The organism is Nocardia vulneris, assembly GCF_001613425.1.
Classification (GTDB): Bacteria; Actinomycetota; Actinomycetes; order Mycobacteriales; family Mycobacteriaceae; genus Nocardia; species Nocardia vulneris.
This window is the reverse complement of the sequence record NZ_BDCI01000029.1, coordinates 31,231-57,725: the sequence shown is the minus strand read 5'-3', so window position 1 is coordinate 57,725 and position 26,495 is coordinate 31,231. Positions and strand designations below refer to the sequence as shown.

Sequence of the window (26,495 nt, the reverse complement as noted above, 5' to 3'; positions counted from 1 at the left end):
GTGGAGCGGCGGATTTCGCTGCGGGGTCGGCGATGCGACCACCGGGCCGGGGGATCGGGGCAGACTTGGGCGCATGACCAAGGAGATGAATCTGTCGGCGATCGTCGAGACGACCTCGGGCCCGGTGCGGGGCATCGCCGAGGATGGGGTGACGGCGTACCGGGGTGTGCCCTATGCCAGGGCGAAGCGGTTCGGCACGCCGGAACGAGCTGACTGGACAGGCGTGCTGGAAGCGAACGAATTCGGCCCGGCCGCACCGCAACTCGCCTCTCGGCTGGAACGGGTGATGGGTTCGTTCGAGGTGCCGCAGGCCGAGGACTGCCTGTCGCTCAACGTGTGGGCACCACCCGGCGACGGCCATCCCGTGCTGGTGTTCCTGCACGGCGGCGGATTCTCCAGCGGCGCAGGCAGTCTCGACTGGTATGGCGGCGCGGAGTTCGCGGCGCGCGGCGGGGTCGTCGTGGTGACGGTGAACTATCGCCTCGGTGTCCTCGGCTATCTGCGCCTGCCCGGCATCAGCGAGGGCAACCTCGGGCTGCTCGATCAGGTCGCCGCTCTCACCTGGGTGCGCGAGAACATCCGCGCGTTCGGCGGCGATCCGGAGCGGGTGACGGCCGCGGGCCAGTCGGCGGGTGCGATCTCGCTGGTGGCCTTGCTCTCGGGCGAACCCGGCCGCGGGCTGTTCCAGCAGGCCATCTTGCAGAGCACGCCGCTCGGCATGGCACCGGCGACACCGGAGGAAGCCGAGCAGACGGGCGTGAAACTGTTGCAGGAGTTGGGCATCGAGGCCACCCAGCTCGACGCGGTCCCGGTGGCCGACCTGCTCGCCGCGCAGTTCGCGGTCGCGAGCCGAGCCCGGTCGGGGATCCTGCCGCCGTTCCAGCTGACGGGTGACGGGACGCTGGTCGCCGCCGACCCGGTGGCTGCCGTCGGTCGCGAGGTGGACATCCCGATCCTGATGGGCACGACGCGCGACGAGGGGGCGGCCTTCCTCCTCGACGATCGCGGCGCCATGGCGGCGGCGACGGAACACGTCTTCGCCGGTCCGGCCAGGCAACTGGCTGCGACCCTCGCCGCGCGGGGCGTGCCGCCGTGGCTGTTCCGGTTCGACTGGCAGCCGGCCGACAGCCCGTTCGGCGCCTGCCACTGCCTCGAGCTGCCGTTCCTGCTCGGCGACGCGGCGGCGTGGCGGGCCGCGCCCATGTTGCGGGGCGAGCGCCCGCAGCGGCTGGTGGACGAGATGCGGGACAGCTGGCTGGCTTTCGTCACGAGCGGGAATCCGGGCTGGTCACGCGGCGACACTCGGCACTTCACTGGCTGACCGTGTTAATATCTGGCCGTGCGGTCAGAAAATAGTACGGACGGCCAGCGAAGGTCGTTCATCGAGGAGGCGCGGCGCCGGCAGATCATCGCGTCGGCGGTGGAGGTGATCTCCGAGGTCGGGTATGGCAGCGCGTCGCTGGCGCGGATCGCCGAGCACGCCGGGATCTCGAAGGGGGTCATCTCCTACCACTTCGCGGGCAAAGACGAGCTGATGACGCAACTGGTGGTGCAGCTGTACGTGTCCGGTGCCGAACACATCGGCCCGCGGGTCGAGGCGGCGGTCGGGCGGCGGAACAAATTGCTGGCCTACATCGACTCCAATCTGGCTTTCATCGATGCCAACCGGACCTACGTCGCGGCGCTGACCGATGTTGTCTGGAACCTGCGTGACGCGCACGGCAGCCCGAAGTTCGCCTCGGCCGAAGGGGAACGCGAGATCATCACTCCGCTGATCGACCTCATGATCGAGGGGCAGCGGGCCGGTGAGTTCGGCGAGTTCGACGCCGTGGCGATGGCGAAGTCCATTCGCGACGCCATCGACGGCGCGGCCGGACGGACGATTCGGGAGTCCGGCTTCGATATGACCGCGTATGCCGCGCACACGTGCCGGCTGTTCGACCTGGCTACCCGGAAGGTGAGCGACCATGACTGATGTTGCGCAAGAACGAATGTCGCGCGTGGACACGCGAGATCCGGTGCCGCCGTTCGCGTTCGCCGGGGTCGGGGTGATCGCGCTCGCCTCGACGATCGGGCTGATCGCTGCGCTGAACCGATACGGATTCTTCGGTGACGAACTGTATTTCGTGTCCGCCGGGCGCAGGCTCGCCTTCGGTTACGCCGACCAGGGGCCGCTGCTGCCCGCGATCGCCCGGACGATGGATCTGCTCGCGCCGGGATCGGTGATAGCGCAGCGTATTCCGGCACTGCTCGTCACCATCGCCGCGATCGTGCTCAGTGCGCAGATCGCCAGGGAGTTCGGCGGCTCCCGCACGGCGCAGACGCTGACCGCCGCCGCCTACGCGACGTCGCCGTTCCTGCTGGTGCAGGGTACCCAGCTGGCCACCAACACGATCGACACCGCGCTGTGGGTGCTGATCAGCTGGCTGCTCATCCGCTGGGTGCGCACCAGGCAGGACGCGCTGCTGCTGGGTGCGGCGCTGGCCACCGCGCTGGACATGCAGGTGAAGTGGTTGATCCCGTTCTTCTGGATCGCCGTCGCAATCGGCGTGCTGTGCTACGGGCCGCGCGAGCTGCTCCGGCGGCCCGCGCTGTGGCTGGGTGCGGCGCTGGTCCTGCTGGTCAGCGTGCCGAGCCTGCTCTGGCAGGCGAGCCACGACTGGCCGCAGCTGCGCCTCGGCGCGGTGATCGCCGAAGAGCAGGCCACCATCGGCGGTCGCTACACCTGGTTGCCGCTGGCGCTCGTCATGGCCGGACTGCTCGGCGCGGTGCTGCTGATCTACGGAATCGTGGTCCTGTTCCGCTGGGAACCGTTGCGGCCGTACCGGTTTCTGGCGCTGATGCCGATCGTGCTGGCGGTGGTGTTCATCGTCACCGATGGCAGGCCGTACTACGCGGTCGGATGCTATGCCGCGATCATGGCGGCGGGTGCGGTGCACTGGACCGAGCACCGGGCGCGCTGGCGCACCTTCGTCACGGTTCCCCTGGTCGTGGTCTCCGCGGTGATCGTGTACTTCTCGCTGCCGTTCACGCCGGAGTCCGAGATCGAACCGGCGAAGAGCGATGCCGACGTCGGCCTGAACCTCTCGATCTACGGCCGGATCGGCTGGCCCGAACTCGCCGCCGACGTCGCGACCGCGTTCCGGTCGCTGCCCGAACCGGTCCGCGCGGACACCGTCCTCATCGCCGACTCCTATTGGCAGGCAAGCGCTCTCGACGTGTTCGGCGAAGCGGACGGACTTCCCGCGGTCTACAGCCCCAACCGCGGATTCGGCTACTTCGGCACCCCGCCCGACACGGCGACCACGGTCCTCTGGGTGGGCGGCGAGGAAGCCGACCTGCACGCCCTGTTCGGCTCGGTGACGCCGATCGGCCGCGCGGACGCCCGCCTCGGCATCCCGGGCCTCACCCGGGACGCGACGATCTGGCGCTGCGAGCAGCCGCGTCGCCCTTGGTCGCAACAGTGGCCGGACATGTTGCGGCTGAACTGATCTCGCGCCTGGCACCGGGCGCCGCGAAAATCGGTGGCGGCGCACGCCGACGCTCTGTCACGCTTCGCCCATGGTCGACAAGCTCTTCACCGACCACAGCGGCGCCGTCGTGCGATGTGTGTGCGAGGTGCTCGAGCCGGTGGCGGGCGATCTCGTCTCGTTCACCCACACCCTCAGCAGTGCAGGATGGGCGGGGCCGGAGGTCAGCCGTTCCACGTTGCGGTTCCTCGACCCGGCCGGGTTGGCGGAGCTGGTGGGCGGGGCGGGATTGATCGTCGCCGAACAGTTCGGGGACTGGGATCGGCGGGCACTGACGCGGGACTGCCGGGAGATCATCACCGTCGCGCGACATCCTCGATTGCGGGCATGACCTGGTCACCGAGCGCGTAGCATCAGCTCGCCGAGGCGTTGAATTTCCGTCCCTAAAAAGACTTTCCGCCGCTGCAGCCCGGCGCCGAACCCGAACACCGGAGAACCGTTCGGGGAGAGTGCACGCACGCAACCCGCCACCCAGACAATCTACAAAGACGGCGAGCATCCGTCGTCGGTCACCGTGCCGATCATCCCGGCGGGCGATGCCGGACGTACCGAATTCGACCTCACGCCACACAAATAGGCGTGCCTGGACATGACAGTGGCGGCGTCCGGGGACGCCGCCACTGCTGCCGTCTAGTTACGAGTAGTGGCTACGGATTTCAGCACGACATTGCTGACCGGCGCACCGTCCGAACCGCCCTGCGCGCCCGCGGCGGCCACCGCCGCCAGGACGTCCATGCCCGCGGTGACGTGGCCGAACGGGGTGTAGTTCGGCGGCAGCTGGCTGTCCTGGTAGACGAGGAAGAACTGGCTGCCGTTGGTGTTCGGGCCCGCGTTCGCCATCGCGACTGTACCGGCCGGATAGGTTGCGCCCGCCAGGTTCTCGTCCGGGAACTTGTAGCCGGGGCCGCCCATGCCGGTGCCCTGCGGGTCACCGCATTGCAGCACGTAGATGCCTGCCGTGGTGAGCCGATGGCACTTGGTTTTGTCGAAGTACTGTTCGTTGGACAGGAACGCGAACGAGTTGACCGTGCGCGGTGCGCGCGCAGGGTCCAGCGTGAGTTCCACATTGCCGCATGTCGTATCGAGTGTCGCCGTGTAGGTCGCACCGGTGTCGATGGTCATGCCGGGCTCGGCGGGCCACTGCTTGCCGTTCGGCGCCACGGCCACGTCATTCGCGCACTGCGCGGGTTGTTGCGTCCGGACACTCCAGGTCTGCGCGGAGACACCACCGCTGGCGAACGCCGCCAGCGCCGCGGCGACCGCTGCCACACCGACCATCCGTAGGACCCCACGCGGTACCCCGAACCGCCGACCGTGCTTTCCGCTGTCGCTCTGCCGCCCCTGGACTTCGCTGCTCACCGCTAGAAATCTCCTTCGATCGGGTTGCGCACCGGACGATGCCGTGCCGAATCATTCCATCTCCCCGCCCAGAACGGGCCTGGACGGTGGTGATCGGCCGGAAAACATCCGACGACACCCACCCCAACAGTGGTCGCGCGGTGCCGGCCCGGGCCGGATCTACACACGACGCGGACGGTCCCGCCTGCACTGGGTTTCCCACGCGGTGGGCTGCGGGTTCAGGGGCGGCGGATGCGGCGGTAGGTGGGAGCGGCGGTGGTGGCGGCCGCGAGTTCGGTGGCCAGCCAGTCGATGTCGGCGTCGGCGAGTGCGGCGGTAGTGATGCGAAGGTGGTCGGTGGGCGGGGCCGGGCCGACGATGAACGGGCCGCCGGGGGCGGTTTTGATGCCTGCTGCGGCCAGCGAGATCATGGCGGCGTTCTCGTCGGCGACCGGCAGCCACAGATTGATGCCGTCGGCGCGGGCGACGGTGACGCCGCGCCTGCCCAGGGCGCGGCGCAGTTCGGTCGAGCGCCTGCGGTATTCGGTGCGGGCCGCGGTGACGGCGTGCACCGCGTGCTCGTCGTCGAGCATGTTGAGCAGCACCCGCTGCAGCAGTCTGCTCGTCCAGCCCGCGCCGAGCATGCGGCGCTCGATCACCGGATCGAGCAGTTCGGCGGGCCCGCCCACCGCGGCCAGGCGCAGGTCGGCGCCATGCGATTTCGAATACGAGCGGATGTGCACGGTGCGGCCGGGGAGCCTGCCGCCGAGTGAACGCAGTGGGGCGGCGGCGATTCCGGCCGAGTGATCGTCTTCGAGCACCAGGGTGCCGGTGCCCTGCAGCACGTCGGCGAGTTCGCGGATACGCCGCGCGGTGAGCGAGACACCCGTGGGGTTCTGCGCCCGCGGTTGCAGGATCAGCGTCGTCGCCCCGAGTGTGCCGACCGCCCGATCGAGTTCGCCGGGCAGCAGCCCGGATTCGTCCATCCGCACCGGTATCGGTCGCGCCCCGAGCCCGGCCAGCAGGTCGAGAAACGGTGGGAAACAAGGATCTTCGACCGCGACCGCGTCGCCGAGCCGCACCTGCGCCGTCAATATCCGGTCGACCGCGTCCAGCGCCCCGTCGAGGATCGCGAACCGTTCGGCCCGAAACGGCCAGTCCGCCCGCACCTTCGCCGCCAACTCGGGCAGTACCGCCTCGCCGAGATAATCGGCCCCGAGATCGCTCGCCCCGTCCCTGGTGAGCCGTCGCAACGCCGCGCCGAGGTCCGGCAGCAGTTCGGGGTCCGGCGTGCCCCGCGACAGATCGACCCGGAAAGCGCTGTAGGACGGCGGATGCAAGCGCTGATAACGCCCACCCGTCCTCGCGGCGGGCCCACTGCTCGCCGTGCTCACGAACGTCCCCGCCCGCCCCCGCGCGACGATCACCCCCGCCGCCGCCAGCGCCCGCCAAGCCTGATTCACCGTCGCCGGCGAAACCTTCCACTCCCGCGCCACCTCCCGCACCGTAGGCAGCCGCGCCCCCGGCCCCAACGCCCCCGACCGGATCAACCGGCTCACCGCCGCCGCGATCCCCGCCGCCGACCGATCCGCCAAGTCCGCAATGAACGCCCCCTCACCCACCACCGGCTCAACGCTCACACCCACCCCCTCCCAACCCCGCCCACATCCCGTCCCCCCGCGCGCACCCACACACCCCGAAACGCGCACTGCCCCAACGTCCCGCGCACGCATCGCCCTCCCGCGCGCGTGTCAGCCGCACGACACGCGCGCCGCGCACGAAGAGGTGCGCGGCGGCGTGAGAAGTGCGCGCCGGAGCGAAGAGCGCGCGGCAGTGGTCGAACCGGGCCCGCAGGCCCGGGAGGCTCGTTGCCGCAAGGGATCTGGGCACGCTGGTGCCGGAGTGAGCGCCTCGCATGCTCGGCCCCGCCAGTCCTCCGGCTCCGGCCGAAGTGCACAGCAAGCCAGACGCACCCTTTCTGCGGCTTCGCACCCCCTGCGGCCTGCCACAGCGGGTGCGAAGCCGCAGAAAGGGTGCGTCATTCTTGGAACGGCTTCGCGGCTGCCGCCCGCCGCATGTGACCGCGTCGCCCCTAGGTCCCGCGTCGCCCTGGGGTCTCGCGTCGCCCCGGGGTCTCGCGCAGGCTTCGTTCGCGTGCGCGCACCCGCGATCCGCCGCGCACGCATCGTCCTCTCGCGCGCGTGTCAGTCGGTCGACATGCGCGCGGCACGCCAAAAGGCGCGCGGCAGCAGTGTCCTGTAAGTCAGACGCACTCTTTCTGCGGCTTCGCACCCCCTGCGGCCTGCCACAGCGGGTGCGAAGCCGCAGAAAGGGTGCGTCATTCTTGGAACGGCTTCGCGTCCGCCGCCCGCCGCATGCGACCGCGTCGCCTCGAGGTCTCGCGTCGCCCCGGGGTCTCGCGTCGCCCCGGGGTCCCGCGTCGCCCCGGGGTCTCGCGCAGGCTTCGTTTGCACGCGCGCACCCGCGATCCGCCGCGCACGTATCGTCCTCTCGCGCGCGTGTCAGTCGGTCGACACGCGCGCGGCATGCCAAAAGGCGCGCGGCAGCGGTGTCCGGCAAGCCAGACGCACTCTTTCTGCGGCTTCGCACCCCCTGCGGCCTGCCACAGCGGGTGCGAAGCCGCAGAAAGGGTGCGTCATCGTTGGAACGGCTTCGCGGCTGCCGCCGCCCGCCAACTGGCGCATCGTACGTCGCCGACATGTCAACTGGTGACCGGCGCGGACAGCCGGGGTACCGCCGCACCGGCGCATCGCACGTCGTTGATCGGGCAACTGGCACACGGCACGTCGCTGATCCGCCAACTGGCACACGGCAGGTCGCCGACCCGCCAACTGGCACACGGCAGGTCGCCGATCCGCCAACTGGCACACCGCACGTCGCCGACCTGTCAACTGCCACACGGCACGTCACCGACCCGCCGACCGCCACATCGCACCTCCCTGACCGCGAACCCGCGTGTGGAACCGTGTGGGGGGTGGAGGGTGGGTTCGGCTTGCTCACATGGTCATTCTGCGTTGGGGGTGGGGGCCGAGGGGGAAGGTTTACGGCAACGAAATTGTTTCCGCAATTCTGTAACACAACCGAATTGGTCGGGAGTGAAGTATAACAAAGCATGGGAATCGTTCGAGCGGCGCTCGTCCAGACCAACTGGACCGGCGACAAAGAGTCCATGATCAAAGCGCACGAGGATTACGCACGGCAGGCGGCCGCGCAGGGCGCGAAGGTGATCTGCTTCCAGGAGTTGTTCTACGGCCCGTACTTCTGCCAGTTGCAGGATGCGAAGTTCTACGAGTACGCGGAGTCGGTGCCGGGTCCGACCACGGACCGATTCGCCGCGCTGGCAAGGGAATTGGGCATGGTGATGGTCCTGCCGGTGTACGAGCAGGAACAGCCGGGCCTGCTGTACAACACCGCGGCGGTGATCGACGCCGACGGCACGTATCTCGGCAAGTACCGCAAACATCATATTCCGCATGTCAACGGCTTCTGGGAGAAGTTCTACTTCCGTCCGGGCAATGTGGGCTGGCCGGTGTTCGACACCGCGGTCGGCAAGGTCGGCGTCTATATCTGTTACGACCGGCATTTCCCGGAGGGCTGGCGCGCGCTGGGCTTGGCGGGCGCCGAGATCGTGTTCAATCCGTCGGCGACCTCGCGCGGCTTGTCGGCTTACCTGTGGAAGCTGGAGCAGCCCGCGTCGGCGGTGGCGAACGAGTACTACATCGGCGCGATCAACCGGGTCGGCATCGAGGAGTACGGCGACGACGACTTCTACGGCACCAGCTATTTCGTCGATCCGGAGGGCAAGTTCGTCGGGGAGGTCGCCTCCGATACCGATCCGGAGCTGGTCATCCGCGACCTCGACCTGGACCTGATCAAGACGGTGCGCGACCGGTGGGCGTTCTATCGCGACCGCAGGCCCGACGCCTATGGCCCGCTGGTGGCGCCCTGAGGCCGGTGACGTTCCCATGACGCTGACATTCATCCACGGCGGCACGGTGGTCTCGGCCACCGGTTCGCAACTGCTCGATGTGCTGGTGGACGGCGAAACCATCGCCGCCGTACTGCAACCCGGCACCACGATCCTCGGCGCGGACCTCGCCGCGACCGCCGATATCGTCCTCGACGCGACCGGCAAGTACGTGATTCCCGGTGGCGTGGACGGGCATACGCACATGCAGATGCCGTTCGGCGGCACCGAGGCCTCGGACACGTTCGAGACCGGCACCCGCGCGGCCGCCTGGGGCGGCACCACCACGATCGTCGATTTCGTGGTGCAGACGCCGGGGGAGCGGTTGCAGGACACGCTCGGCGCCTGGCATCAGAAGGCGGGCGGCAAGTGCGCCGTCGACTACGGCTTCCACCAGATCATCGGCGAGGTGAACGACGAATCCCTCGAGGGGATGAGCGAACTGGTGTCGGAGGGTGTCACCAGTTTCAAGCTGTTCATGGCCTATCCGGGCGTCTTCTATTCCACCGACGGCCAGATCCTGCGCGCCATGCAGGCGGCGGGCGATCTCGGCGCGCTGTTGATGATGCACGCGGAGAACGGGATCGCCATCGACGTGCTGGTCGAGCAGGCCATCGCCCGCGGCGACACCGCCCCGTACTTCCACGGGACCAGCCGGCCGTGGCAGATGGAGGAGGAGGCGACCCATCGCGCGATCATGTTGGCGCAGTTGACCGGTGCGCCGCTCTACGTGGTGCACGTGTCGGCGAAGCAGGCGCTGGAGCAGATCGCGACCGCACGCGGCAACGGCCAGAACGTGTTCGGCGAGACGTGTCCGCAATATCTGTACCTCTCGCTCGAAGAGCAGTTGGGCGCACCGGGTTTCGAGGGCGCCAAATGGGTGTGCTCGACGCCGCTGCGGGCCAGGGCGGAGGGTCATCAGGACGAGCTGTGGCGCTACCTGCGCACCGGTGACGTGACCACGGTCAGCACCGATCACTGCCCGTTCTGCATGAAGGACCAGAAGGAAATGGGCGTCGGCGATTTCAGCAAGATCCCGAACGGGATCGGCGGCGTCGAGCACCGGATGGATCTGATGTTCCAGGGCGTCAAGAGCGGCCGGATCTCGCTGGAACGCTGGGTCGAGGTCTGCTGCACCACGCCCGCGCGCATGTTCGGCATGTACCCGCGCAAGGGCGTGATCAGCCCGGGTGCGGACGCCGACATCGTGATCTATGACCCGAACGGGCACACCAGCATCGGGCTCGGCAAGACCCATCACATGAACATGGATTATTCGGCGTACGAGGGGTTCGAGATCGACGGTCACGTCGATACCGTGCTGTCGCGCGGCCGGGTGATCGTCGACGCCGGCGAGTATCGGGGCAGTGCCGGGCACGGCCGGTTCGTCAAACGCGCGCTGTCGCAGAACCTGATCTGATTCCGCGGCTGGCCCGCCCAGCCGCATCCGACTTCGAAACGGAGCGTGCCGCATGGACATCGGTGTGGTGCTGCAATGCACGCCGCCCGCCTCCCGGGTGGTCGAACTGGCCCGGCAGGCCGAAACGCACGGCTTCTCCCACGTCTGGACCTTCGATTCCCATCTGCTGTGGCAGGAGCCCTACGTCATCTACAGCCAGATCCTGGCGGCCACCAGGAAGGTCGTCGTCGGCCCGATGGTGACCAACCCGGCCACCAGGGACTGGACGGTGACCGCGTCCACCTTCGCCACGTTGAACGACATGTTCGGCAACCGCACCGTGTGCGGGATCGGCCGCGGCGATTCGGCGGTCCGCACGCTCGGTGGCAAACCGAGCAACCTGGCGACGTTGCGCGAAGCCATCGAGGTGATCCGGGAACTCGGCAACGGGCGCAGCGCCCGGGTGGACGACACCATCGTGCGTTTCCCCTGGGCCGCGAGTTCCCGGCTCGAGGTGTGGGTGGCCGGATATGGTCCGCGCGCACTGGATCTCACCGGCGAGGCGGCCGACGGATTCATCCTGCAGCTGGCCGACCCGGATATCACGGCGTGGACCATCGCCCGGGTGCGTGCCGCCGCCGAACGGGCCGGTCGCGATCCGGACGCGGTGCGGATCTGTGTCGCCGCACCGGCTTACGTCACCGACGGGTCGGCGGCCGCGCTGGCGCACGCCCGCGAGCAGTGCCGGTGGTTCGGCGGCATGGTGGGCAACCACGTCGCCGATATCGTCGCGAAATACGGGACGGGCAGCGATGTTCCGGCCGCGCTCACCGAATACATCGCGGGCAGGCAGGGTTACGACTACAACCAGCACGGGCGCGCGGGCAACACGCACGCGGAGTTCGTTCCCGATGCCATCGTGGACCGTTTCTGCCTGCTCGGCACGCCCGATGATCAGCTGGCCCGGCTGCGCGAACTGGAGAAACTCGGCGTCGATCAGTTCGCGGTGTATCTGCAGCACGATGCGAAGACGGCCACGCTCGAGGCCTATGGCGAATCGGTGCTGCCCCGGCTGGTGCATCCGGTGACCGCCACGGAGGGCGCTTGATGTCGCCGTGGTCCGCTGAGCGGTCCGCGGGCTACCCGGTGCGCGCCGGTTCGAGTACATCTGCGGTGCGGGTGATCGGCGTCGGCGGAGTCGCGCACCGGTGCGGTGGGCGCGGCCACCCGTCCGGCCGGGGATCGGCGCTGTCCGGCGGCGGTCTTCGTCCCCGCCGGGCGGGCGGCCGTTGCGCGGGGACGGCGGTACGAAGGCGCGCGGTGCCGACGGGAATGTGTGGGTTGCCGTCCCTGATCGGTGACCGGCGGATCGGGTCGGGCCGAAACCGGCTGCGCGAGTATGTGAGCGAGGTTCGATGAGGGGTCGTTGGGTGCGGACCGGCTATGCGGTAGCCGTGTTCCTCCTGGTCGTCGGGGTATGGGAGCTGGTCAAGTTCGCGGTGCCCGAACGCGGGGTGAGCATCGGCGAGCAGCGGATCCTGCCGCGCACGGGTGACGGCGCGCTGCCGCATGTGTGGTCGGTGGTGACGGTGCTCGGCGAGCGCGACGGCACCGGCACGGTCGGCGGAACATTGTTGCGCACAGCGGGATTCACATTGGGACTCGCGTTGCTCGCGCTGGCGATCGGGGCGGTGGTCGGGGTGCTGCTCGCGGTGCTGATGCAGCGCTTCGCCTGGGTCGAGCGCGGGCTGCTGCCCTACATCATTGTGTCGCAGACGGTTCCGTTGATCGCCCTGGCGCCGCTGGTGGCGGGCTGGGGCGGCAAGATCGTGATCGCGGGCGAACCGTGGCGGCCGTGGATGAGCATCGCGGTGATCGCGTCCTATCTGGCGTTCTTCCCGGTGGCGGTCGGCATGCTGCGCGGCTTGCAGGCCCCGTCGAAGGCGTCGGTGGAGCTGCTGCACAGCTATTCGGCCGGCTGGTGGGAAACATTGGTGCGCTTGCGTTTTCCCGCCGCCGTACCGCATCTGCTGCCTGCGCTGCGATTGGCCGCGGCGGCCTCGGTGATCGGCGCGGTCGTCGCCGAGATCTCCACCGGCACCGCAGGCGGCATCGGCCGCCAGATCATCGTGTTCGCCCAGCAGGCCACCGGTGATGCTGCGCGGCTGTACGCGGCCGTGCTGGCCGCGGCCCTGCTCGGCGTCGTGATCACCGCCGTCGTCGGCCTCGCCGAATGGACGCTGCGCCGCTACAGCCGGCCGCCCGGTTCGGTCGACGCCAGGAAGTCCGGCCGATGATCGGCGTTGTCCGGCATCGACCCGCCAGGGTGGTGCCGTCGCCGATCGTCTGCCCTGTCGGTCAGGAGCACAACCGACCGCCGCGGAACAGCCGGTCGGCCGGCCTGAACGTGCCCTGCGAGCAGCCGATGTCCTTGGGCACCAGAGTATTCGACCCGGAGTCGACACACCGTCATCACCGCCTGCACGGATGGGCAGGCAGCTTTTCAGGAGGTATCCATTGACCGCCAAAGCAAGACCGGCCGTCGCCACCGCGGCGCCGGACCCGGCGGACGAGCAGGTGGGTGCCGCCGATCTCGCCGGACCGGCCACCCAGCGGCTCGCCGCGGTCGAACTCGGGCATGTGGGCAAGATCTTCGCGGCGGGCTCGGTCACCGCGCTCTCGGACGTCTCGCTCACCGTCGCCGCGGGCGAATTCGTTTCGCTGATCGGCCCGTCCGGCTGTGGTAAGTCGACCCTGCTGCGGATCGTCGCCGACCTGGAGCAGCCGACCAGCGGCACCGTGACGGTGCACGGCAAGAGCGCGCGGCAGGCCCGGTTGGATCAGGACTACGGCATCGCGTTCCAGCAGTCCGGCCTGCTCGACTGGCGCACCGTGCAGGCCAATGTCGAACTGCCGCTCGAATTGCACAAGGTGCCGCGCGGTGAACGCCGTTCGCGCAGTGCGGAACTGCTCGAGATGGCCGGGCTGAGCGAGTTCGCCAAGCGCTATCCCGCCGAGCTGTCCGGGGGCATGCAGCAGCGGGTCGCGATCGTGCGGGCGCTGGCGCCCAAGCCGTCGCTGCTGCTGATGGACGAACCGTTCGGCGCGCTCGACGAGATGACACGGGAGCGGATGCAGACCGAGTTGCTGCGGATCGCGGGGGAGACCGAGGCGGCGGTGGTGTTCGTGACGCATTCCATCCCGGAGGCGGTGTTCCTGTCCGATCGGGTGGTGGTGATGTCACCGCGGCCGGGCCGGATCACCGAGATCGTGCCGACCGGCGGCTGGGGCCGCCGCGACGCCGCCGCGGCCGCCGACGACGTGCGTTCCAGCGCGGCGTTTTTCGAGGCGGTGGCCGCGGTACGGGAGGCGCTGCGCGGCGGGTCGGGCGATACCGGTGCCGTCGCGGGGCGGGACGTGCGATGACGTCCTGGAAGTCGCTGCTGCCGTGGCGAATGGTGTTGCCGCCGTTGCTGTTCGGCCTCGCCGGATTGCTGCTGTGGCAATTGCTCACCACCGTGGCCGGGGTGCCCTCGTTCCTGTTGCCCGCGCCGAGCGCGATCGCGAGCGAGTTCACCGGGAACTTCGACCGCATCCTCGACGCGTCGACCGCGACCGGCACCAACGCGCTGCTCGGCCTGCTGGTCGGCGGCGTGCTCGGCATCGTCGCCGCCATGTTCGCCGTGCGGTTCCAGCTGGTGGACGGCCTGCTCACACCGCTCGCCGCCGCAGCGGCCGCGGTGCCGATCGTCGCCCTTGCGCCCCTGCTGAATTCGATGTACTCGACGACGACCGACACTCCGCGCCGGATGGTCGTCACCATCGTCGTGTTCTTCCCGATGTTCGTCAGCACGGCGCGCGGCCTGCGTCAGGTGCCGCAGGTGCACACCGACCTGATGACTTCGTACGCGGCGGGCGGCTGGCAGGTCACCCGCACGGTCCGGCTGCCCGCGGCGCTGCCGCACCTGTTCACCGGGCTGCGCATCGCCGCGCCCGGCGCGGTGATCGCGGCCGTCATCGCCGAGTATTTCGGCGGCCTGCAGAACGGGCTCGGTAGCCGGATCACCTCGGCCGCCGCCAATACCGCCTACCCGCGCGCGTGGGCCTACGTGGTCGGCGCGATGCTCGTCGGCCTGCTGTTCCTCGCTGCCGTACTGCTCCTCGAACAACTGACCCGCAGACCCCGCACCACCCTCTGGAGAACCCGATGACCCGATCCACCAAGCGATTCCGTGCCTGTCTCGCGCTGGTCACCCTGGCCGCGGCCGCGCTGACCGGCTGCAGCACCACCGACGGCGGCTCGACCACCACGGCCGACGGCCGCACCAAGGTCCGGCTGCAGTTGCAGTGGTTCAAACAGGGCCAGTTCGCCGGCTATCTGGCCGCGGTCGATCAGGGCTTCTACACCGAGCAGGGCTTGTCGGTCGAAATCCTGGACGGCGGAACGGATATCGTGCCACAGACCGTGCTGGCGCAGGGACAGGCCGACTACGCGATCGCCTGGGTGCCCAAGGCGCTCGCCTCCCGCGAGGCGGGCGCGGGCATCACCGAGGTCGCGCAGATCTTCCAGCGCTCGGGCACCAAACAGGTGTCGTTCAAGTCGGAGAACATCGCCGGCCCCGCCGCGCTGCGCGGCAAGACGGTCGGAAACTGGGGCTACGGCAACGAGTTCGAGCTGTTCGCGGGCATGACCAAGGCGGGCATCGACCCGGCGAAGGACGTCAAACTGGTGCAGCAGCAGTTCGATATGAACGCCTTCCTCGCCAAGGACATCGCCGCTGCCCAGGCCATGTCGTACAACGAGTACGCCCAGCTGCTGGAGACGAAGAACCCGGCGACCGGAAAGCTCTACACCGCAGACGATTTCACCACCATCGACTGGAACGAGCAGGGCGTCGCGATGCTGCAGGACGCGATCTGGGCCAACACCGAGAAGTTGCAGGACCCGAAATATCAGGAGCAGACCACGAAATTCGTCGCGGCGTCGCTGAAGGGCTGGGCCTTCTGCCGCGACAACGTCGACAAGTGCCGTGACATCACCGTCGCCGCGGGCAGCACCCTGGGCGCTTCCCACCAGCAGTGGCAGATCAACGAGGTGAACAAGCTGATCTGGCCCTCGCCAGCGGGCATCGGCATGGTGGACAAGGCCGCGTGGGATCGCACGGTGCAGATCGCCAAGGACACCAAGAACCAGGAGGGCGTCACAGTCCTGAAGAAGGACCCGGACGCGAGCGCGTACACGAACGAATACGTCACCAAGGCACTGGAACTGCTGAAGTCCGGTGGCACCGACGTGACCGGTGCGGGCTACGCGCCGAGCCCGGTCACGCTGAACGAAGGAGGCAAATAACTTGGTAGATCACGTCTTCTATCCGTGGAGTGCGCAGGCCGAGCTGAATCCGGTGCCGATCACGGGTGCCTCCGGCGCGTATTTCTGGGACGACCAGGGCAACCGCTACCTCGACTTCTGCTCGCAGATGGTCAATGTCAATATCGGGCACCAGCATCCGGACATCGTCGCGGCGATCGTCGCGCAGGCGCAGGTGCTCACCACCATCTCGCCGACCATGGGCAACGAGGTGCGCAGCGAACTGGCCCGGCTCATCGTCGAGCGGGCGCCGGGCGACCTGAACCGCATCCTGTTCACCACCGGCGGCGCGGAGGCCATCGAGCATGCGGTGCGCCTGGCGCGCAGTTTCACCGGCCGCACCAAGATGTTGTCCGCGTACCGCTCCTATCACGGCGGTACCGGCACCGCGATCGGCCTGACCGGGGAGCCGCGGCGCTGGGGCGCGGAGCCGACGAACGTCGACGTGGTCCGGTTCTTCGGGCCCTATCCCTACCGATCCCCGTGGGGCACAAGCTCTCCCGAGGAGGAGACGGCCGCCGCGCTGAACCACCTGCGGCAGGTGATCGAGCTGGAAGGCCCGCAGAACATCGCGGGCCTGATCCTGGAAACGGTGGTCGGCACCAACGGTGTCCTGATCCCGCCGCCGGGTTACCTGGCGGGTGTGCGCGCGCTGTGCGACGAGTTCGGCATCGTCTACATCGCCGACGAGGTGATGGTCGGCTTCGGCCGGATCGGGGAGTGGTTCGCGGTGCGCGCCTTCGACGTCGCGCCCGACCTCATCACCTTCGCCAAAGGTGTGAACTCGGGCTACGTTCCGCTCGGCGGCGTGCTCATCGCCGAGCGGATCGCGCAGCGCTACGACCACACCGTCTATCCCGGCGGGCTCACCTATGCGGGACATCCGCTGGCGTGTGCGGCCGGGGTGGCCTCGATCGGGGTCTTCGAACGCGACGGCATCCTCGAGCACGTGCGCTCGGTCGGCGCGGATGTGCTCGGAAAAGGGTTGCACGAGTTGGCTACCCGGCATCCCAGCGTCGGCGAGGTACGCGGGCTCGGCTTCTTCTGGGCGCTGGATCTGGTCCGCGACCCGCAGACCCGGGAACCGCTGGTTCCGTTCGCCGCCGCGGGGGCGGCCGCCGAACCGATGGCGAAGGTGACCGCCGCCGCGAAGGCACGGGGGCTGTGGCCGTTCAACGCGGGCAACCGTTTTCAGATCGCACCGCCGCTCACCACCTCGGCGGACGAACTGCGCCTCGGCCTGGAGATCGTCGACGAGGTCCTGGAGGTCGCCGACGCCTACGTGCGGTGAGCGGTCCGCGCGGCGTCCCCGCCGCGCGACCGTTTCCCGCTAGATTCGAGCAGTCCCGTCCCGGAAGTCTTCCAGGAGCCGGCATGACTGATACCGCAGCACGGCCCGAGCTCGAACCGGCCGCCGACTACCGCCCGCCGCTCGCGACGGCATGGCTCACCGTCCTCGGTGCGGTCTCGACGGCCGTGCTGCTGTTCGCCACGAGCCGCTACGACTATTTCGGCGACGAGCTGTATTTCCTGGCGGCCGGGCGGCACTTCTCCTTCGGCTATGCCGATCAGGGGCCGGTGCTGCCGCTGCTGGCCCGGGCGATGGATACCCTCGCCCCGGGTTCGTTCTTCGTACTGCGGTTGCCCGCCGTCGTGCTCACCGTGCTGGCGATCGTGCTCACCGCGGCGATCGCGCGCGAATTCGGCGGCGGGCGCAGCGCGCAGCTCGGTGCCGCGATCGCGTACGCGACCTCGCCGTTCCTGCTGCTGCAGGGCAAGATGCTCACGACCAACGCCGTGGACACGGCGCTGTGGGTGATCATCACCTGGCTGGTGGTGCGCTGGGTGCGCACCCGGCGCGACGGCCTGCTGCTGTGCGCGGCCCTGGTGACCGCGGTCGATATGCAGGTGAAGTGGTTGATTCCGTTCTTCTGGATCGCGGTCGCGGTGACCTCGCTGATCTGCGGACCGCGCGAGCTGGTGCGCAGGCCGCTACTGTGGCTCGGCGGCGCGATCGTGGTGCTGGCGACGGTGCCGACGCTGATCTGGCAGTCCCACCACGATTGGCCGCAGCTCGCGATGGGCGGGGTGATCAGCGGCGAGCAGGGGATCCTCGGCGGGCGGCTGATGTTCGTACCGCTCGCCGTGCTGACCGCGGGCTACCTGGGCGCGGTGGTGCTGCTCTACGGCGTGTGGGCGCTGCTGCGCAATCCCGGTCTGCGGCCCTACCGATTTCTCGGCTGGACCCTGGTGCTGCTGGTCGTGCTCTTCTTGGTGATCGGCGGCCGGATCTACTACGTGGCCGGAATGTACGGCGTGGTGCTGGCCGCGGGCGCGGTCGGGTTGGCCGAGCTGGTGCGGGGGCTCGGCCCGGCCGGGCGACGGGCCGCGCTCGTGGCGGGGGCGGCGCTCGCGCTCGCGGCGACGATGTTCGTGCTGTGGTCGACCCCGTGGCGCGACGCGTCGACGATCCGCCCGCCCGCCGACGACGCCGAGGCCACGATCAACATCGGCGTCTACGGCGAGTTCGGCTGGACCGAGCTGACCGACGCCGTCACCGGGGTGCTTCGAGCGCTACCGCCCGACGAGCGCGCGGGAGCGGTGATCGTCACCGACACCTATTGGCAGGCAAGCGCATTGGATCAGTTCGCCCGAGACGAACTGCCGCCCGTCTACAGTCCGAGCCGGGGCTACGGCTACTTCGGCACGCCGCCGGACGACGCGACGGTGGTGATCGCCGTCGCGCTCAACGAGGCCTTCCTGCGCTGGGACTTCGATTACGTCGAGCCGGTCGCCAAGGTCGACTCGCGGATCGGCTACCCCGGCAACACCCAGAACGTCGTCGTCTGGAAGTGCGCAGGGCTGCGCCATCCGTGGTCGCAGGTGTGGCCGACGCTGATGCACCTGTAGCGGACGGGATCAGCGCTGCTCGTCCGGCTCCCGGAATACCGCCAGTGCGGCGGGACGGCTGGCGAAGGCCAAATGCTGTGCCCGATGGTTCACTTCGCCGTCGGTGGCCAGCGAGACCGGCGCGCCTTCGACCTGCACGTCCAGCCGCGCGACGCGGCGGTGCACGTAGGTGGTCGAGCGGTCCAGCGTGCCGGTGAACGTGGCCCAGATCAGGCGGGCGCGCGAAAAGCGAAGGTCCGCACGCAGATACCGGATGTCCATGGTGCCGTCGTGCAGCCGCGGCCGTGACATCGGGATCTGATCCGCCGGATGGTAGGCGCCGTTGCCGACGAACAGCATCCACAGCGCGCTGCGCGTGCCGTCGATCTCGGCGTGCAGCGGTGCGGCGCGGAACAGCACCCGCAGCATCGCGAAACCGGCCGCGGGCCACTTGCCGATCCGGCGTTCCCACCGTTCCCGCAGGCGCACGAAGTCCGGGTAGCCGCCGAGGCTGGCGGTGTTGACGAACATCCGGTCCTGCTCGTCGTCGAGCTGGACGCGCGCGGTATCGACGAGCACGACCTGGCCGGAGTCGAGCGCGGTGAACGTGGTCTCCGGATCCTCCACGCCGATGTCGCGGGCGAAGTGGTTGAGTGTGCCGCCCGCGAACACGGCCAGTGGAAGACCGTGCTGCACAGCGGTTTCCGCGAGCGCCGAGACGGTGCCGTCACCACCGAGCACGCCGAGTGCGGTGACGCCGTGCCGCCGTACCCGGTCCTCGATCGCCGCGTCCAGATCGCCGTCGCCGACCTCGAGCACCTGCGCCTCGGGCAGGCGTTCGCGCAGCTGATCCAGCGATTCGGTGCCGGTGCCGCTGCCCGAGGCCGGGTTCACCACCAGCAGCAGCCCCCGCCCGGCGGGCAGCGGCTCGAGCCGCTTCGCAGGGCCCAGCGAGGCCGGTTCGTCCGCGCGCACCGCCCACCAGCGGCGGGTGGCCAGCGCGACGCCGGACCCGAGCGCCGCCCCGACCACCACGTCGGAGGGCCAGTGCACGCCGATGTGCACGCGCGAGTAGGCCACCGCCGCGGCGACCGGCGCGAGCACCGCGGCGGTCGCGGGCGACTCCAGCGCGACCGCGGTGGTGAAGGCCGCCGCGGACGCGGAGTGACCCGATGGAAAAGACGAGGACCGCGGCGGCTTGATCAAACGGCGCAACTCGGGCACCGCGTCGACCGGCGGCCGCCGGCGCGGGAACAGCGGTTTGGCGACCCCGTTGGCCAGTGCGCTGGCCAGACCGACCGCGACCAGCCCGCGCACCGCGCCGCGCCGCTGCGCGCGCCCGCCCGCGACGAAAAGCCCTGCGGCGACGGCCATCCAGAGCTTGCTGTGGTTGGCGCTCAGGCTGAGATCGCGCAGCAGATCATCAGCCGGGCTCGGCGGAATCTGGGCGGCGTGCTCGACGAGCCTGCGGTCCAGTGCGTTGATCGAATTACGTCTGTGCGGCATCGAGGCGAGTGTATCCAGCGACGCGGCGCTCAAACGGTGTCGCCGCGCACTGTCCTCGACGCGTGCTGGGTAGCCTGCCGGTATGACTTCTGGACAGACCGAGATCTGGCACAACCCGCGGTGCACCAAGAGCCGCAATGCCACCACGCACCTGGACGAGGCGGGCATCGAGTACAAGGTGCGGCGCTACCTCGACGAGCCGCCCACCGCCGAGGAACTGCGCGCGGTGCTGGCGCGGCTCGGCGCCGAACCGTGGGACATCACCCGCACCGGCGAGCAGGTGGCCAAGGACCTCGGCATGGCACAGTGGGGCCGCACCGCCGCCGACCGGGACCGCTGGATCGCGGCGCTGGCCGAGCACCCGAAACTGATCCAGCGACCCATCGTGCTGACCGCCGACGGCGGCGCGGTCGTGGCCCGCGACGAGGACACGTTGCGCGCACTGGGCTGATTGCACCCGCCCCGTCGGCTCCGCCTCCTGCCATCCCCCTGGGACCCACTGAATTCCGGGTCCCTACCGGGGCGAATCAGGCGGTAGGGTCGCCATTCATGAAGGTACAGTTGCGCCACAACCCGGCCTCGACCATCGCGCGGTGCTTCCTCGCGGGTGGCGAGCCGATGCGGGTCGAGAGCGGCGCCATGGTCGCCCACTCGGCGGGAGTCACGTTGCAGGCCAAGGCCGAAGGCGGCATCTTGGCCGGGCTGAAGCGGTCGGTGCTGGCGGGTGAATCGTTCTTCGTCTCCACGTTCACCGCGCCGCAGCAGGGCGGCTGGGTGGACGTCGCGCCCGCGCTGCCCGGCGACATGCTGAACTTGCAGATCACCCAGGACCGGCCGTTCTTCATCAGCCGCGGCGGCTGGATCGCGAATTCCCATGGCGTGCAGGTGGAAAGCAAGTGGGGTGGTTTCGCGAACCTGTTCGGCGGCGAGGGCGGCTTCGGTCTGCGTGCGCACGGCGACGGTGAGATCGTGGTGGGCGTGTTCGGTGCGATCGATGTCATCGATCTGCAACCGGGCGAGCCGATCACCATCGACACCGGGCACGTGGTGGCCTACGACCTGTCGATGAACTTCACCATCCGGCGCGCGGTGGTGGGGCGGTCGATCCAGTCGATGAAGTCCGGCGAGGGCTTCGTGTTCGACTTCGTCGGCCCGGGCCGGGTGCTGCTGCAGACCCGCAACCCCGGCGCTTTCGCGGCGTGGGCCAGTTCGGTAGCCTCCTCCGGATAACCGGGCGGCGACATCGCGGTCGTCGATGCTCCGGTGCCCCAAATGACAGCGCCAACGTTCGGAGAATCATGGAATTGCTCGAGGTCGTCGCCAACATCTTCACCAACATCCTGTCGCTCGGCAGCGGCAGCGCGGCCTGATCGCACAGTCGGAGTAGGGGTGCGCGATCGCGCGCTCAGGTGAGCAGGTCGTCGACGAGGATCCGGGTGTCCGGCACGAAGGGCCAGTTCGGATCGGCAAGGTGGGCGCGCAGTTGCGCATCGGTCCACCACCACCCGTCGGCGATCTCCTCCGGCTGGTGCCGGATCGGTCCGTCGGAGCGGATCTCGTAGGCGAACAGGTGACAGCGCATCGGGCGTCCCTGCCATTCGCCGTCCCACGACACCGTGCCCGTCGGCTCGGCGGGCAACGCCACATCCGTGATGCCGAGTTCTTCGGCGAGTTCGCGCATGGCCGTTTCGCGCGGTGTCTCCGCCGGTCCCACCACACCGCCCGCGAGGCAGTCGTGCATGCTCGCGAAGACCATCTTGGTGTCGGTGCGCCGATGCACGTAGATCCGGGTGCCGTCGCCGGAGCGGACCAGTACACCCGCGCTGGCGTGCCAGAGTCCGTCCCGGTATACCTCGGCCCGGTCGGCGGCGCCGACCGGATGGCCCGCCGCGTCGTAGACGGCGATCATCTCGGACTTCTGCTGGACCCGTTCGGCTGCCACCGCTCGAGGGTAACGTGAGCGCGGCAGGCTATCCGCAGAGAGGATCGCGCACATGGTGCTTCCCCGCACGCTGGCGAAATTCAACCGATCCGTCACCAATCGCGTCGCCGGGCTGTTCGCGGGCCGAGCGCCCGGGTTCGCCATCCTGCAGCACCGGGGGCGAAAGTCCGGGCGGCTCTACCGCACCCCGATCTCGATCTTCCGTTCCGACGGCGTGTACCGCATCGCCATGACCTATGGGCGCGAGGTCGACTGGGCCAAGAACATCTGTGCCGCAGGCGAGTTCAGCGTCGAGACGCGCGGACAGGTGCTCGACCTGGCCGACCCGGTGGTGCACCGCGATCCCAGCGCCGGGTGGGCGCCCGTCGTAGTGCGGCCTTGGCTGCGGGTGCTGTCGGCCGAGTACTACGTCGAGGCGCGCCCGGTAGCCCGCTGAGTCGGCTGCTGCCGTCGAAAGGCTTGCGCCGCAAAACTTGTCGGTGCCTCTCGATACACTGAACCGGCGTCGGCGATGATCTTGAAAGTGATTCGCCGCCCCGTCCACGCGGGGGTACGCACGTTTGGGAAATGGGAGGGAATCATGAGGAACATCTCTGTCGCAATGGGTTTCGCCGTGCTGGCGGCCACGGGCATCGCGCTCGGAGCCGGTCCGGCACAGGCCGCGCCGCAAAGCCAGACCTACCCGGGTCTGACGTCGAGTGAATGCCGCAAGCTCACCGACGACGCGCGCCGCGCCGGCGCGACCAGCGCCATCTGCTACCCGGACCAGGGGGACAAGAAGAAGGCCGTAGTCACCTACCGCTAGTGACCGATGCCGACTTTGCCTTGACGACGATCGTTTCGGGCGACGCTGAAACCGATTGCGGCTGGGGTGAAGTCGGCATGGCTGCGGCGCGTATCTCGAGTTGTCGGTCACAGGCCGTGCGCTTGTCTGAGATCACTTCAGATCTGAGGTGTCCTTCGCCGACCGGAGCGCGTGATGCGAAAGATAGCGGTGACGCTGCACGAACGCCGATCCCCGACCGGTTTGGCTGTGGGGTATGGCGCTGTTTAGCGTGATCGTTTCAGGGTGCTCAGGTGAACTGAGCAGAAAGATTTGATACCGACCTTCTGGCCAGGCTGAATTGCCTTGGCTCACAGTGATCGCGGCGCCGATCTTGCGATCGTTCTTGTAGGAGTCGCCAGCCAAGCCGGTCAAACGCGTCGCTTCGGCCGCACTCCATTCGACGTTGTCTCGGTGATACAGGATCCGCGCAACCACTGGCTTGATCTCTTTGTCTGCGTAGAAGGCTATGTACTTGCTGGGACGGAAGTTTCGGCCTGGCGGGCAAATGTAGACGCTTGTTGCTTGGTAGAGGCCCCAAGCGTCGTTGGCGGGGACGACGAGGGTGTCGATCGGTGTAACCGGCCGACTGCGGTACAGGGTAGTGACGCGTTCGTGTGTCTCCAGCCAGGTCCGAGCGGTCGGGCTGATCCATTCGACGAGGGTAAGCATCTCGTTGAGCTGGAACAGAACATCCTGTGCCAGTAGGGAATCATGGTGGGCAAGTCGATTTCGGAACGGGCGAAGGCGCTCTAGCTTCGCAGTCACGTTCTTACGTCGACCATTGGGTGTGCCGGGGAAGGCGCTACTGAGTGCGGCGCGCCAAAGGTCTTCGTGTTTAGAGCCGAAGAGTCCCGTCCAGAATCCGAAGGATACGCCTGCGATGATCTGGTCGCGAGAGTCTCGAGTCGAGCTGACCCCGCGCAGCCGTGAGCGGGTGACTTCGATGTCTCTCGTGATCGCCTCGTGGGAGCCACCCGTGATGGATGGAAGCGTGAACCATGGCAGCTTCCGTCGATCTTCGTCAGCGAACTTTGCCAGCTCTCGGTCGACCGCATTGCGAAGGATGACTTCGACATAGGCGAGGACCTCCATGCTCGCAGCGGTGATCGCTGCATTCCAGGTATAGAGCTGGAGTGCGAGGTCAACGTCGTCTTTGCTCTCTCGTAGATAAGGAGCCAGCCGTTCGTCGGTCAGCAGTGCGACAAGTTCGGCTTGTGTGGCTGCGGTCACAACGGAGGTCACGGCGTAGATGCTATCGTGATTCCTGAATGCCCCAGGCCGCCTCTGCCCGCAAGCGACCTGGGGCTCCCCTGTTTCTGGAGTGTTGTCCAGTCGTTCGTAGTGCCATTGCAGTCACAGTGCTTACCAGGTGGGCGTCCATGTCGGTGAATGACCGTCGGGCGAGCGGGGCGGAACCTGCGAAATAGATTCCGCCCCAGTGGTTTTCCGCTTACTTCCGGCGACGGGCGGGTTTGGCGCCCGGTTTCGGGGCGGTCGCCGCGCGGGTCGCCGCGACGAGCTTCGCCTCGGCGGCCGCTTCGGCATCGAGCTTGCGGTAGACGAGGTGCTGCTGGGCGAGGGTCCACGCGTTGTTGGTGACGAAGTAGAGCAGGATCGCGACCGGCAGCAGCGCACCGCCGACGAGGGCCGCGGCGGGGAACGCCCACAGCGTCAGCGGGCGCATGAACGCGAACTGGGCGGGGGTCTCCTGCCGTCCGAGGGAGGCGCGCGCGGTGAAGTGGGTGGCGATCGCGGCGATCAGCATGAGCGGGATCGCGACGGCGGCCACCGTTGCCAGCAGGTCGCCCGCACCGACGACGGTCCGGGAAAGGGGTGCGCTGAACAGGTCGGCGTGCAGGAAGGACCGGACGTCGGCCGCGCTGAAGACGTAGTTGGGGGTGGCGGCGTTCTGTTCAGGGCTCATCGGCGTCTTGATGGCCTGGAACGGGAGATGGCCGAGGGTGGCCGTGCGATCGAAGGATCGTAGGACGTGGAACAGGCCGAGAAAAACGAATAGCTGCACGATGATCGGAATCAAGGTGGCGAAGGTTTTGACACCGTTGTCTTTATAGAGTTTCTGGAGTTCGGTGGCCTGGCGCGTCCGATCGGATGCGTATTTTTGTTTCAAGCTAGCAACCTTCGGTTGCAATTTTTTCACAATGGCTTGGTTGCGTGCTTGCTCGAGAAAAGGGATGAAAAGGGCAGCACGCAATGTGAGGACGAGAAATACCACGGCGAGGACCCAGGACAGGCCGCTGGCGGGTCCGAATACGAAGCCGAAGGCGTTGTGCCAGAACCAGAGAATGGCCGACACCGGGTAGTAGATGAAGTCGAGCATGAGAGCACCTGACTGTGGGCGTGCGAGCGCGCACGAGAACGGAAGGGATGCGGCGACAACGCCGACGCCCGTCCACCACAGGGGCGGAGCGGCGTCAGGCGGGCGCGCAGCCCGGTGCTCGTGGGCGCGGACGGCCCGGGGTGTCAGGATTGCTCTGGCGCAGGAAAGAACCACGTCGGCGGCGTTGCGCGGACGGTGGCGGGCCGGAGTCGAGGACCGCGACCGGCAGCACGACCGCCGGATGCAGCGTGGCGAAGGCGACGATCAGCGAGGCCGCGACCACGCCGACCACGGCGACCGATCCGGGCTCACCCGCCGGAATCGCCAGCAACGTGAGCACGGGCAGCACGAGTGCGACAACCGCACACGTCAACACCCGCACCCGCGTGATCATGCCTAGAGAATACGTGGTGCGGCGTCGTCTCGGTGCGGCGTGCGCACCGAGACGACGGTCACCACTGCTCAGAGCGCGATATCCCACTCCACGTCGCGGCTCAGCATCGACGGCGGCAGCCCGAAGGTCCGCCGGCAGGTGCGGGTGAGCTGGGCGCAGTCGGCGAAGCCCGCCGCATCGGCGGCGGCGGCCACATCGTCGCCGGCCATCACCCGGGTCATCGAGATGTAGAGCCGCAGCCAGAGGATGTAGCGGCGCAACGGAATCCCGACCTGCTCGGTGAACAGATGGGTCAGCCGGGTCGCCGAAATGCCCAGCTGGCGCGCCACATCCGAGCCGCGCACCGAACCGTCGCGGACCAGCTCGGGCAGCAGCTGCAGCGCCGCGGTGACCACGCCGTGCGGACCGTCCGAACCGGTCTCGGTGTCCGGCAACAGATCCGAGAGCACGTCGCGGACGTGACCCGGGAGCCGGCCGTGCGCGGGATCGACCCCGAGCGCGTGCACCCAGCCGTGCAGATGCGCCCGCCGGTCGGCGGCCGCGCCCGCGGTGGTCTCCGGATCGAGATAGACCGCGATGCCATGTACCGCGCCCTCCGCGACCCGGTGCGGTGCGTCGGTGGGCACGATGATGTGCGTGCCCTGTCTACGCACCCCGCTGCCGTCCACGACGACGATCGGAGTGCAGGCGGCGACGATCTGCACGGCGTGATGGGCGTGCAGTTCGGTGGGCCAGATCTCGCCTTCGAAGGCCAGGATGCCCGGCCGCAGTAGTGCGGTGCCCGTCCAGGGGTGCTCGTCGGTGGTTTCGGCGTCCGCTGACGTCGAGAAGTCGTTGGTGACCAGAGCCTTCATCGTCGGATGCTCCCGGCTGACACGAACAGTTCCTCGGTGGATCCTGTGCTGAGACTAACGGGTTCGGCTCCCCGGCCGTCGTGCTTTGTCGATCGCAGGGGGGCGAACCATGCCGTGGTTCCG

Annotated in this window: 25 protein-coding genes; 17 read left to right on the top strand and 8 right to left on the bottom strand. The window is 68.6% G+C overall.

Going from position 1 to position 26,495, the window contains the following annotated elements:
* Positions 1–73 precede the first annotated feature (73 nt).
* The 4 genes from NVU01S_RS27775 (at position 74) to NVU01S_RS27760 (ending at position 3,861) form a co-directional block, all read left to right on the top strand.
* Positions 74–1,321, top strand: coding sequence for a carboxylesterase/lipase family protein (locus NVU01S_RS27775; RefSeq protein WP_052281146.1), 1,248 nt, complete (start codon positions 74–76; stop codon positions 1,319–1,321).
* An 18-nt stretch (positions 1,322–1,339) separates the two neighbouring features.
* Positions 1,340–1,975 (top strand): TetR/AcrR family transcriptional regulator, encoded by a 636-nt coding sequence (locus NVU01S_RS27770; RefSeq protein ID WP_043678382.1) that lies wholly within the window; start codon positions 1,340–1,342, stop codon positions 1,973–1,975.
* Positions 1,968–3,491: an ArnT family glycosyltransferase gene (locus tag NVU01S_RS27765; protein WP_244467448.1), complete on the top strand. Its 1,524-nt coding sequence runs from the start codon at positions 1,968–1,970 to the stop codon at positions 3,489–3,491. Before NVU01S_RS27770 ends, NVU01S_RS27765 begins: the two co-directional genes overlap by 8 nt.
* A 70-nt stretch (positions 3,492–3,561) precedes the next feature.
* Positions 3,562–3,861 (top strand): hypothetical protein, encoded by a 300-nt coding sequence (locus NVU01S_RS27760; RefSeq protein WP_175068920.1) that lies wholly within the window; start codon positions 3,562–3,564, stop codon positions 3,859–3,861.
* 299 nt (positions 3,862–4,160) lie between these two features.
* Here NVU01S_RS27760 and NVU01S_RS27755 read toward each other — a convergent pair whose 3' ends face one another.
* Both NVU01S_RS27755 and NVU01S_RS27750 read right to left on the bottom strand, forming a co-directional pair.
* Positions 4,161–4,889, bottom strand: coding sequence for a peptidylprolyl isomerase (locus NVU01S_RS27755; protein WP_043678378.1), 729 nt, complete (start codon positions 4,887–4,889; stop codon positions 4,161–4,163).
* A 218-nt stretch (positions 4,890–5,107) separates the two neighbouring features.
* Positions 5,108–6,508 (bottom strand): aminotransferase-like domain-containing protein, encoded by a 1,401-nt coding sequence (locus tag NVU01S_RS27750; protein WP_063776044.1) that lies wholly within the window; start codon positions 6,506–6,508, stop codon positions 5,108–5,110.
* Between the two features lie 1,493 nt (positions 6,509–8,001).
* Between NVU01S_RS27750 and NVU01S_RS27745 the strand changes: the two genes are divergently transcribed.
* The 9 genes from NVU01S_RS27745 to NVU01S_RS27705 all read left to right on the top strand — a co-directional run bounded on the left by NVU01S_RS27745 (position 8,002) and on the right by NVU01S_RS27705 (position 18,533).
* Entirely contained in the window at positions 8,002–8,838 is an 837-nt protein-coding gene (locus NVU01S_RS27745; protein ID WP_042259795.1) for a nitrilase-related carbon-nitrogen hydrolase, read from the top strand.
* A gap of 16 nt (positions 8,839–8,854) precedes the next feature.
* The gene (gene hydA / locus NVU01S_RS27740) at positions 8,855–10,276 is read left to right on the top strand and encodes a dihydropyrimidinase (RefSeq protein ID WP_043683249.1); all 1,422 of its coding nucleotides are present in this window, start codon (positions 8,855–8,857) and stop codon (positions 10,274–10,276) included.
* A gap of 52 nt (positions 10,277–10,328) precedes the next feature.
* The gene (locus NVU01S_RS27735) at positions 10,329–11,363 is read left to right on the top strand and encodes a TIGR03842 family LLM class F420-dependent oxidoreductase (RefSeq protein WP_043683234.1); all 1,035 of its coding nucleotides are present in this window, start codon (positions 10,329–10,331) and stop codon (positions 11,361–11,363) included.
* Between the two features lie 307 nt (positions 11,364–11,670).
* Positions 11,671–12,552 carry an ABC transporter permease gene (locus NVU01S_RS27730; RefSeq protein ID WP_043683239.1) on the top strand — a complete coding sequence of 294 codons (882 nt, stop codon included), beginning with the start codon at positions 11,671–11,673 and terminating at the stop codon, positions 12,550–12,552.
* A 220-nt stretch (positions 12,553–12,772) separates the two neighbouring features.
* Complete coding sequence (locus NVU01S_RS27725) at positions 12,773–13,681, top strand: ABC transporter ATP-binding protein (RefSeq protein WP_043683242.1); 909 nt, start codon at positions 12,773–12,775, stop codon at positions 13,679–13,681.
* On the top strand, positions 13,678–14,466 hold the full coding sequence (locus NVU01S_RS27720; protein ID WP_052281465.1) for an ABC transporter permease: 789 nt from the start codon (positions 13,678–13,680) through the stop codon (positions 14,464–14,466). Before NVU01S_RS27725 ends, NVU01S_RS27720 begins: the two co-directional genes overlap by 4 nt.
* A complete protein-coding gene (locus tag NVU01S_RS27715; RefSeq protein WP_063048177.1) occupies positions 14,463–15,605 on the top strand; it encodes an ABC transporter substrate-binding protein in 1,143 nt (380 codons plus the stop codon). Before NVU01S_RS27720 ends, NVU01S_RS27715 begins: the two co-directional genes overlap by 4 nt.
* A gap of 1 nt (position 15,606) precedes the next feature.
* Positions 15,607–16,914: an aspartate aminotransferase family protein gene (locus NVU01S_RS27710; protein ID WP_043679760.1), complete on the top strand. Its 1,308-nt coding sequence runs from the start codon at positions 15,607–15,609 to the stop codon at positions 16,912–16,914.
* An 83-nt stretch (positions 16,915–16,997) separates the two neighbouring features.
* On the top strand, positions 16,998–18,533 hold the full coding sequence (locus NVU01S_RS27705) for a glycosyltransferase family 39 protein (RefSeq protein ID WP_043679757.1): 1,536 nt from the start codon (positions 16,998–17,000) through the stop codon (positions 18,531–18,533).
* Positions 18,534–18,542: 9 nt separating this feature from the next.
* Here NVU01S_RS27705 and NVU01S_RS27700 read toward each other — a convergent pair whose 3' ends face one another.
* On the bottom strand, positions 18,543–20,018 hold the full coding sequence (locus tag NVU01S_RS27700) for a bifunctional phosphatase PAP2/diacylglycerol kinase family protein (protein WP_043679798.1): 1,476 nt from the start codon (positions 20,016–20,018) through the stop codon (positions 18,543–18,545).
* Between the two features lie 82 nt (positions 20,019–20,100).
* Between NVU01S_RS27700 and NVU01S_RS27695 the strand changes: the two genes are divergently transcribed.
* Complete coding sequence (locus tag NVU01S_RS27695) at positions 20,101–20,469, top strand: arsenate reductase family protein (RefSeq protein ID WP_043679754.1); 369 nt, start codon at positions 20,101–20,103, stop codon at positions 20,467–20,469.
* Between the two features lie 98 nt (positions 20,470–20,567).
* On the top strand, positions 20,568–21,248 hold the full coding sequence (locus tag NVU01S_RS27690) for a TIGR00266 family protein (RefSeq protein ID WP_014986186.1): 681 nt from the start codon (positions 20,568–20,570) through the stop codon (positions 21,246–21,248).
* A gap of 175 nt (positions 21,249–21,423) precedes the next feature.
* On the opposite strand, the gene NVU01S_RS27685 is transcribed toward NVU01S_RS27690, so the two are convergent.
* A complete protein-coding gene (locus NVU01S_RS27685; RefSeq protein WP_043679795.1) occupies positions 21,424–21,927 on the bottom strand; it encodes an NUDIX hydrolase in 504 nt (167 codons plus the stop codon).
* Between the two features lie 85 nt (positions 21,928–22,012).
* Between NVU01S_RS27685 and NVU01S_RS27680 the strand changes: the two genes are divergently transcribed.
* Together NVU01S_RS27680 and NVU01S_RS27675 are read left to right on the top strand one after the other, a co-directional pair.
* Positions 22,013–22,396 carry a nitroreductase family deazaflavin-dependent oxidoreductase gene (locus NVU01S_RS27680; protein WP_043679751.1) on the top strand — a complete coding sequence of 128 codons (384 nt, stop codon included), beginning with the start codon at positions 22,013–22,015 and terminating at the stop codon, positions 22,394–22,396.
* Between the two features lie 144 nt (positions 22,397–22,540).
* A complete protein-coding gene (locus NVU01S_RS27675) occupies positions 22,541–22,765 on the top strand; it encodes a hypothetical protein (protein WP_156161908.1) in 225 nt (74 codons plus the stop codon).
* A gap of 132 nt (positions 22,766–22,897) precedes the next feature.
* On the opposite strand, the gene NVU01S_RS27670 is transcribed toward NVU01S_RS27675, so the two are convergent.
* The 4 genes from NVU01S_RS27670 to NVU01S_RS27655 form a co-directional block, all read right to left on the bottom strand.
* A complete protein-coding gene (locus NVU01S_RS27670) occupies positions 22,898–24,028 on the bottom strand; it encodes a hypothetical protein (protein ID WP_063776057.1) in 1,131 nt (376 codons plus the stop codon).
* Between the two features lie 208 nt (positions 24,029–24,236).
* Positions 24,237–25,124, bottom strand: coding sequence for a membrane protein insertase YidC (gene yidC, locus NVU01S_RS27665; RefSeq protein ID WP_043679745.1), 888 nt, complete (start codon positions 25,122–25,124; stop codon positions 24,237–24,239).
* A 94-nt stretch (positions 25,125–25,218) separates the two neighbouring features.
* Entirely contained in the window at positions 25,219–25,518 is a 300-nt protein-coding gene (locus NVU01S_RS27660) for a DUF6412 domain-containing protein (protein ID WP_029895741.1), read from the bottom strand.
* Positions 25,519–25,586: 68 nt separating this feature from the next.
* Positions 25,587–26,372 (bottom strand): helix-turn-helix domain-containing protein, encoded by a 786-nt coding sequence (locus NVU01S_RS27655; protein WP_043679741.1) that lies wholly within the window; start codon positions 26,370–26,372, stop codon positions 25,587–25,589.
* Between the last annotated feature and the right edge of the window lie 123 nt (positions 26,373–26,495).

Coding starts and splice junctions, on each gene's coding strand:
- NVU01S_RS27735 (WP_043683234.1), top strand. CDS start 10,329: ATGGACATCGGTGTGGTGCTGCAATGCACGCCGCCCGCCTCCCGGGTG.
- NVU01S_RS27655 (WP_043679741.1), bottom strand. CDS start 26,372: ATGAAGGCTCTGGTCACCAACGACTTCTCGACGTCAGCGGACGCCGAA.
- NVU01S_RS27675 (WP_156161908.1), top strand. CDS start 22,541: ATGAGGAACATCTCTGTCGCAATGGGTTTCGCCGTGCTGGCGGCCACG.
- NVU01S_RS27660 (WP_029895741.1), bottom strand. CDS start 25,518: ATGATCACGCGGGTGCGGGTGTTGACGTGTGCGGTTGTCGCACTCGTG.
- NVU01S_RS27695 (WP_043679754.1), top strand. CDS start 20,101: ATGACTTCTGGACAGACCGAGATCTGGCACAACCCGCGGTGCACCAAG.
- NVU01S_RS27720 (WP_052281465.1), top strand. CDS start 13,678: ATGACGTCCTGGAAGTCGCTGCTGCCGTGGCGAATGGTGTTGCCGCCG.
- NVU01S_RS27685 (WP_043679795.1), bottom strand. CDS start 21,927: ATGATCGCCGTCTACGACGCGGCGGGCCATCCGGTCGGCGCCGCCGAC.
- NVU01S_RS27680 (WP_043679751.1), top strand. CDS start 22,013: ATGGTGCTTCCCCGCACGCTGGCGAAATTCAACCGATCCGTCACCAAT.
- NVU01S_RS27730 (WP_043683239.1), top strand. CDS start 11,671: ATGAGGGGTCGTTGGGTGCGGACCGGCTATGCGGTAGCCGTGTTCCTC.
- NVU01S_RS27700 (WP_043679798.1), bottom strand. CDS start 20,018: ATGCCGCACAGACGTAATTCGATCAACGCACTGGACCGCAGGCTCGTC.
- NVU01S_RS27765 (WP_244467448.1), top strand. CDS start 1,968: ATGACTGATGTTGCGCAAGAACGAATGTCGCGCGTGGACACGCGAGAT.
- NVU01S_RS27715 (WP_063048177.1), top strand. CDS start 14,463: ATGACCCGATCCACCAAGCGATTCCGTGCCTGTCTCGCGCTGGTCACC.
- NVU01S_RS27760 (WP_175068920.1), top strand. CDS start 3,562: ATGGTCGACAAGCTCTTCACCGACCACAGCGGCGCCGTCGTGCGATGT.
- NVU01S_RS27690 (WP_014986186.1), top strand. CDS start 20,568: ATGAAGGTACAGTTGCGCCACAACCCGGCCTCGACCATCGCGCGGTGC.
- NVU01S_RS27745 (WP_042259795.1), top strand. CDS start 8,002: ATGGGAATCGTTCGAGCGGCGCTCGTCCAGACCAACTGGACCGGCGAC.
- yidC (WP_043679745.1), bottom strand. CDS start 25,124: ATGCTCGACTTCATCTACTACCCGGTGTCGGCCATTCTCTGGTTCTGG.
- hydA (WP_043683249.1), top strand. CDS start 8,855: ATGACGCTGACATTCATCCACGGCGGCACGGTGGTCTCGGCCACCGGT.
- NVU01S_RS27705 (WP_043679757.1), top strand. CDS start 16,998: ATGACTGATACCGCAGCACGGCCCGAGCTCGAACCGGCCGCCGACTAC.
- NVU01S_RS27775 (WP_052281146.1), top strand. CDS start 74: ATGACCAAGGAGATGAATCTGTCGGCGATCGTCGAGACGACCTCGGGC.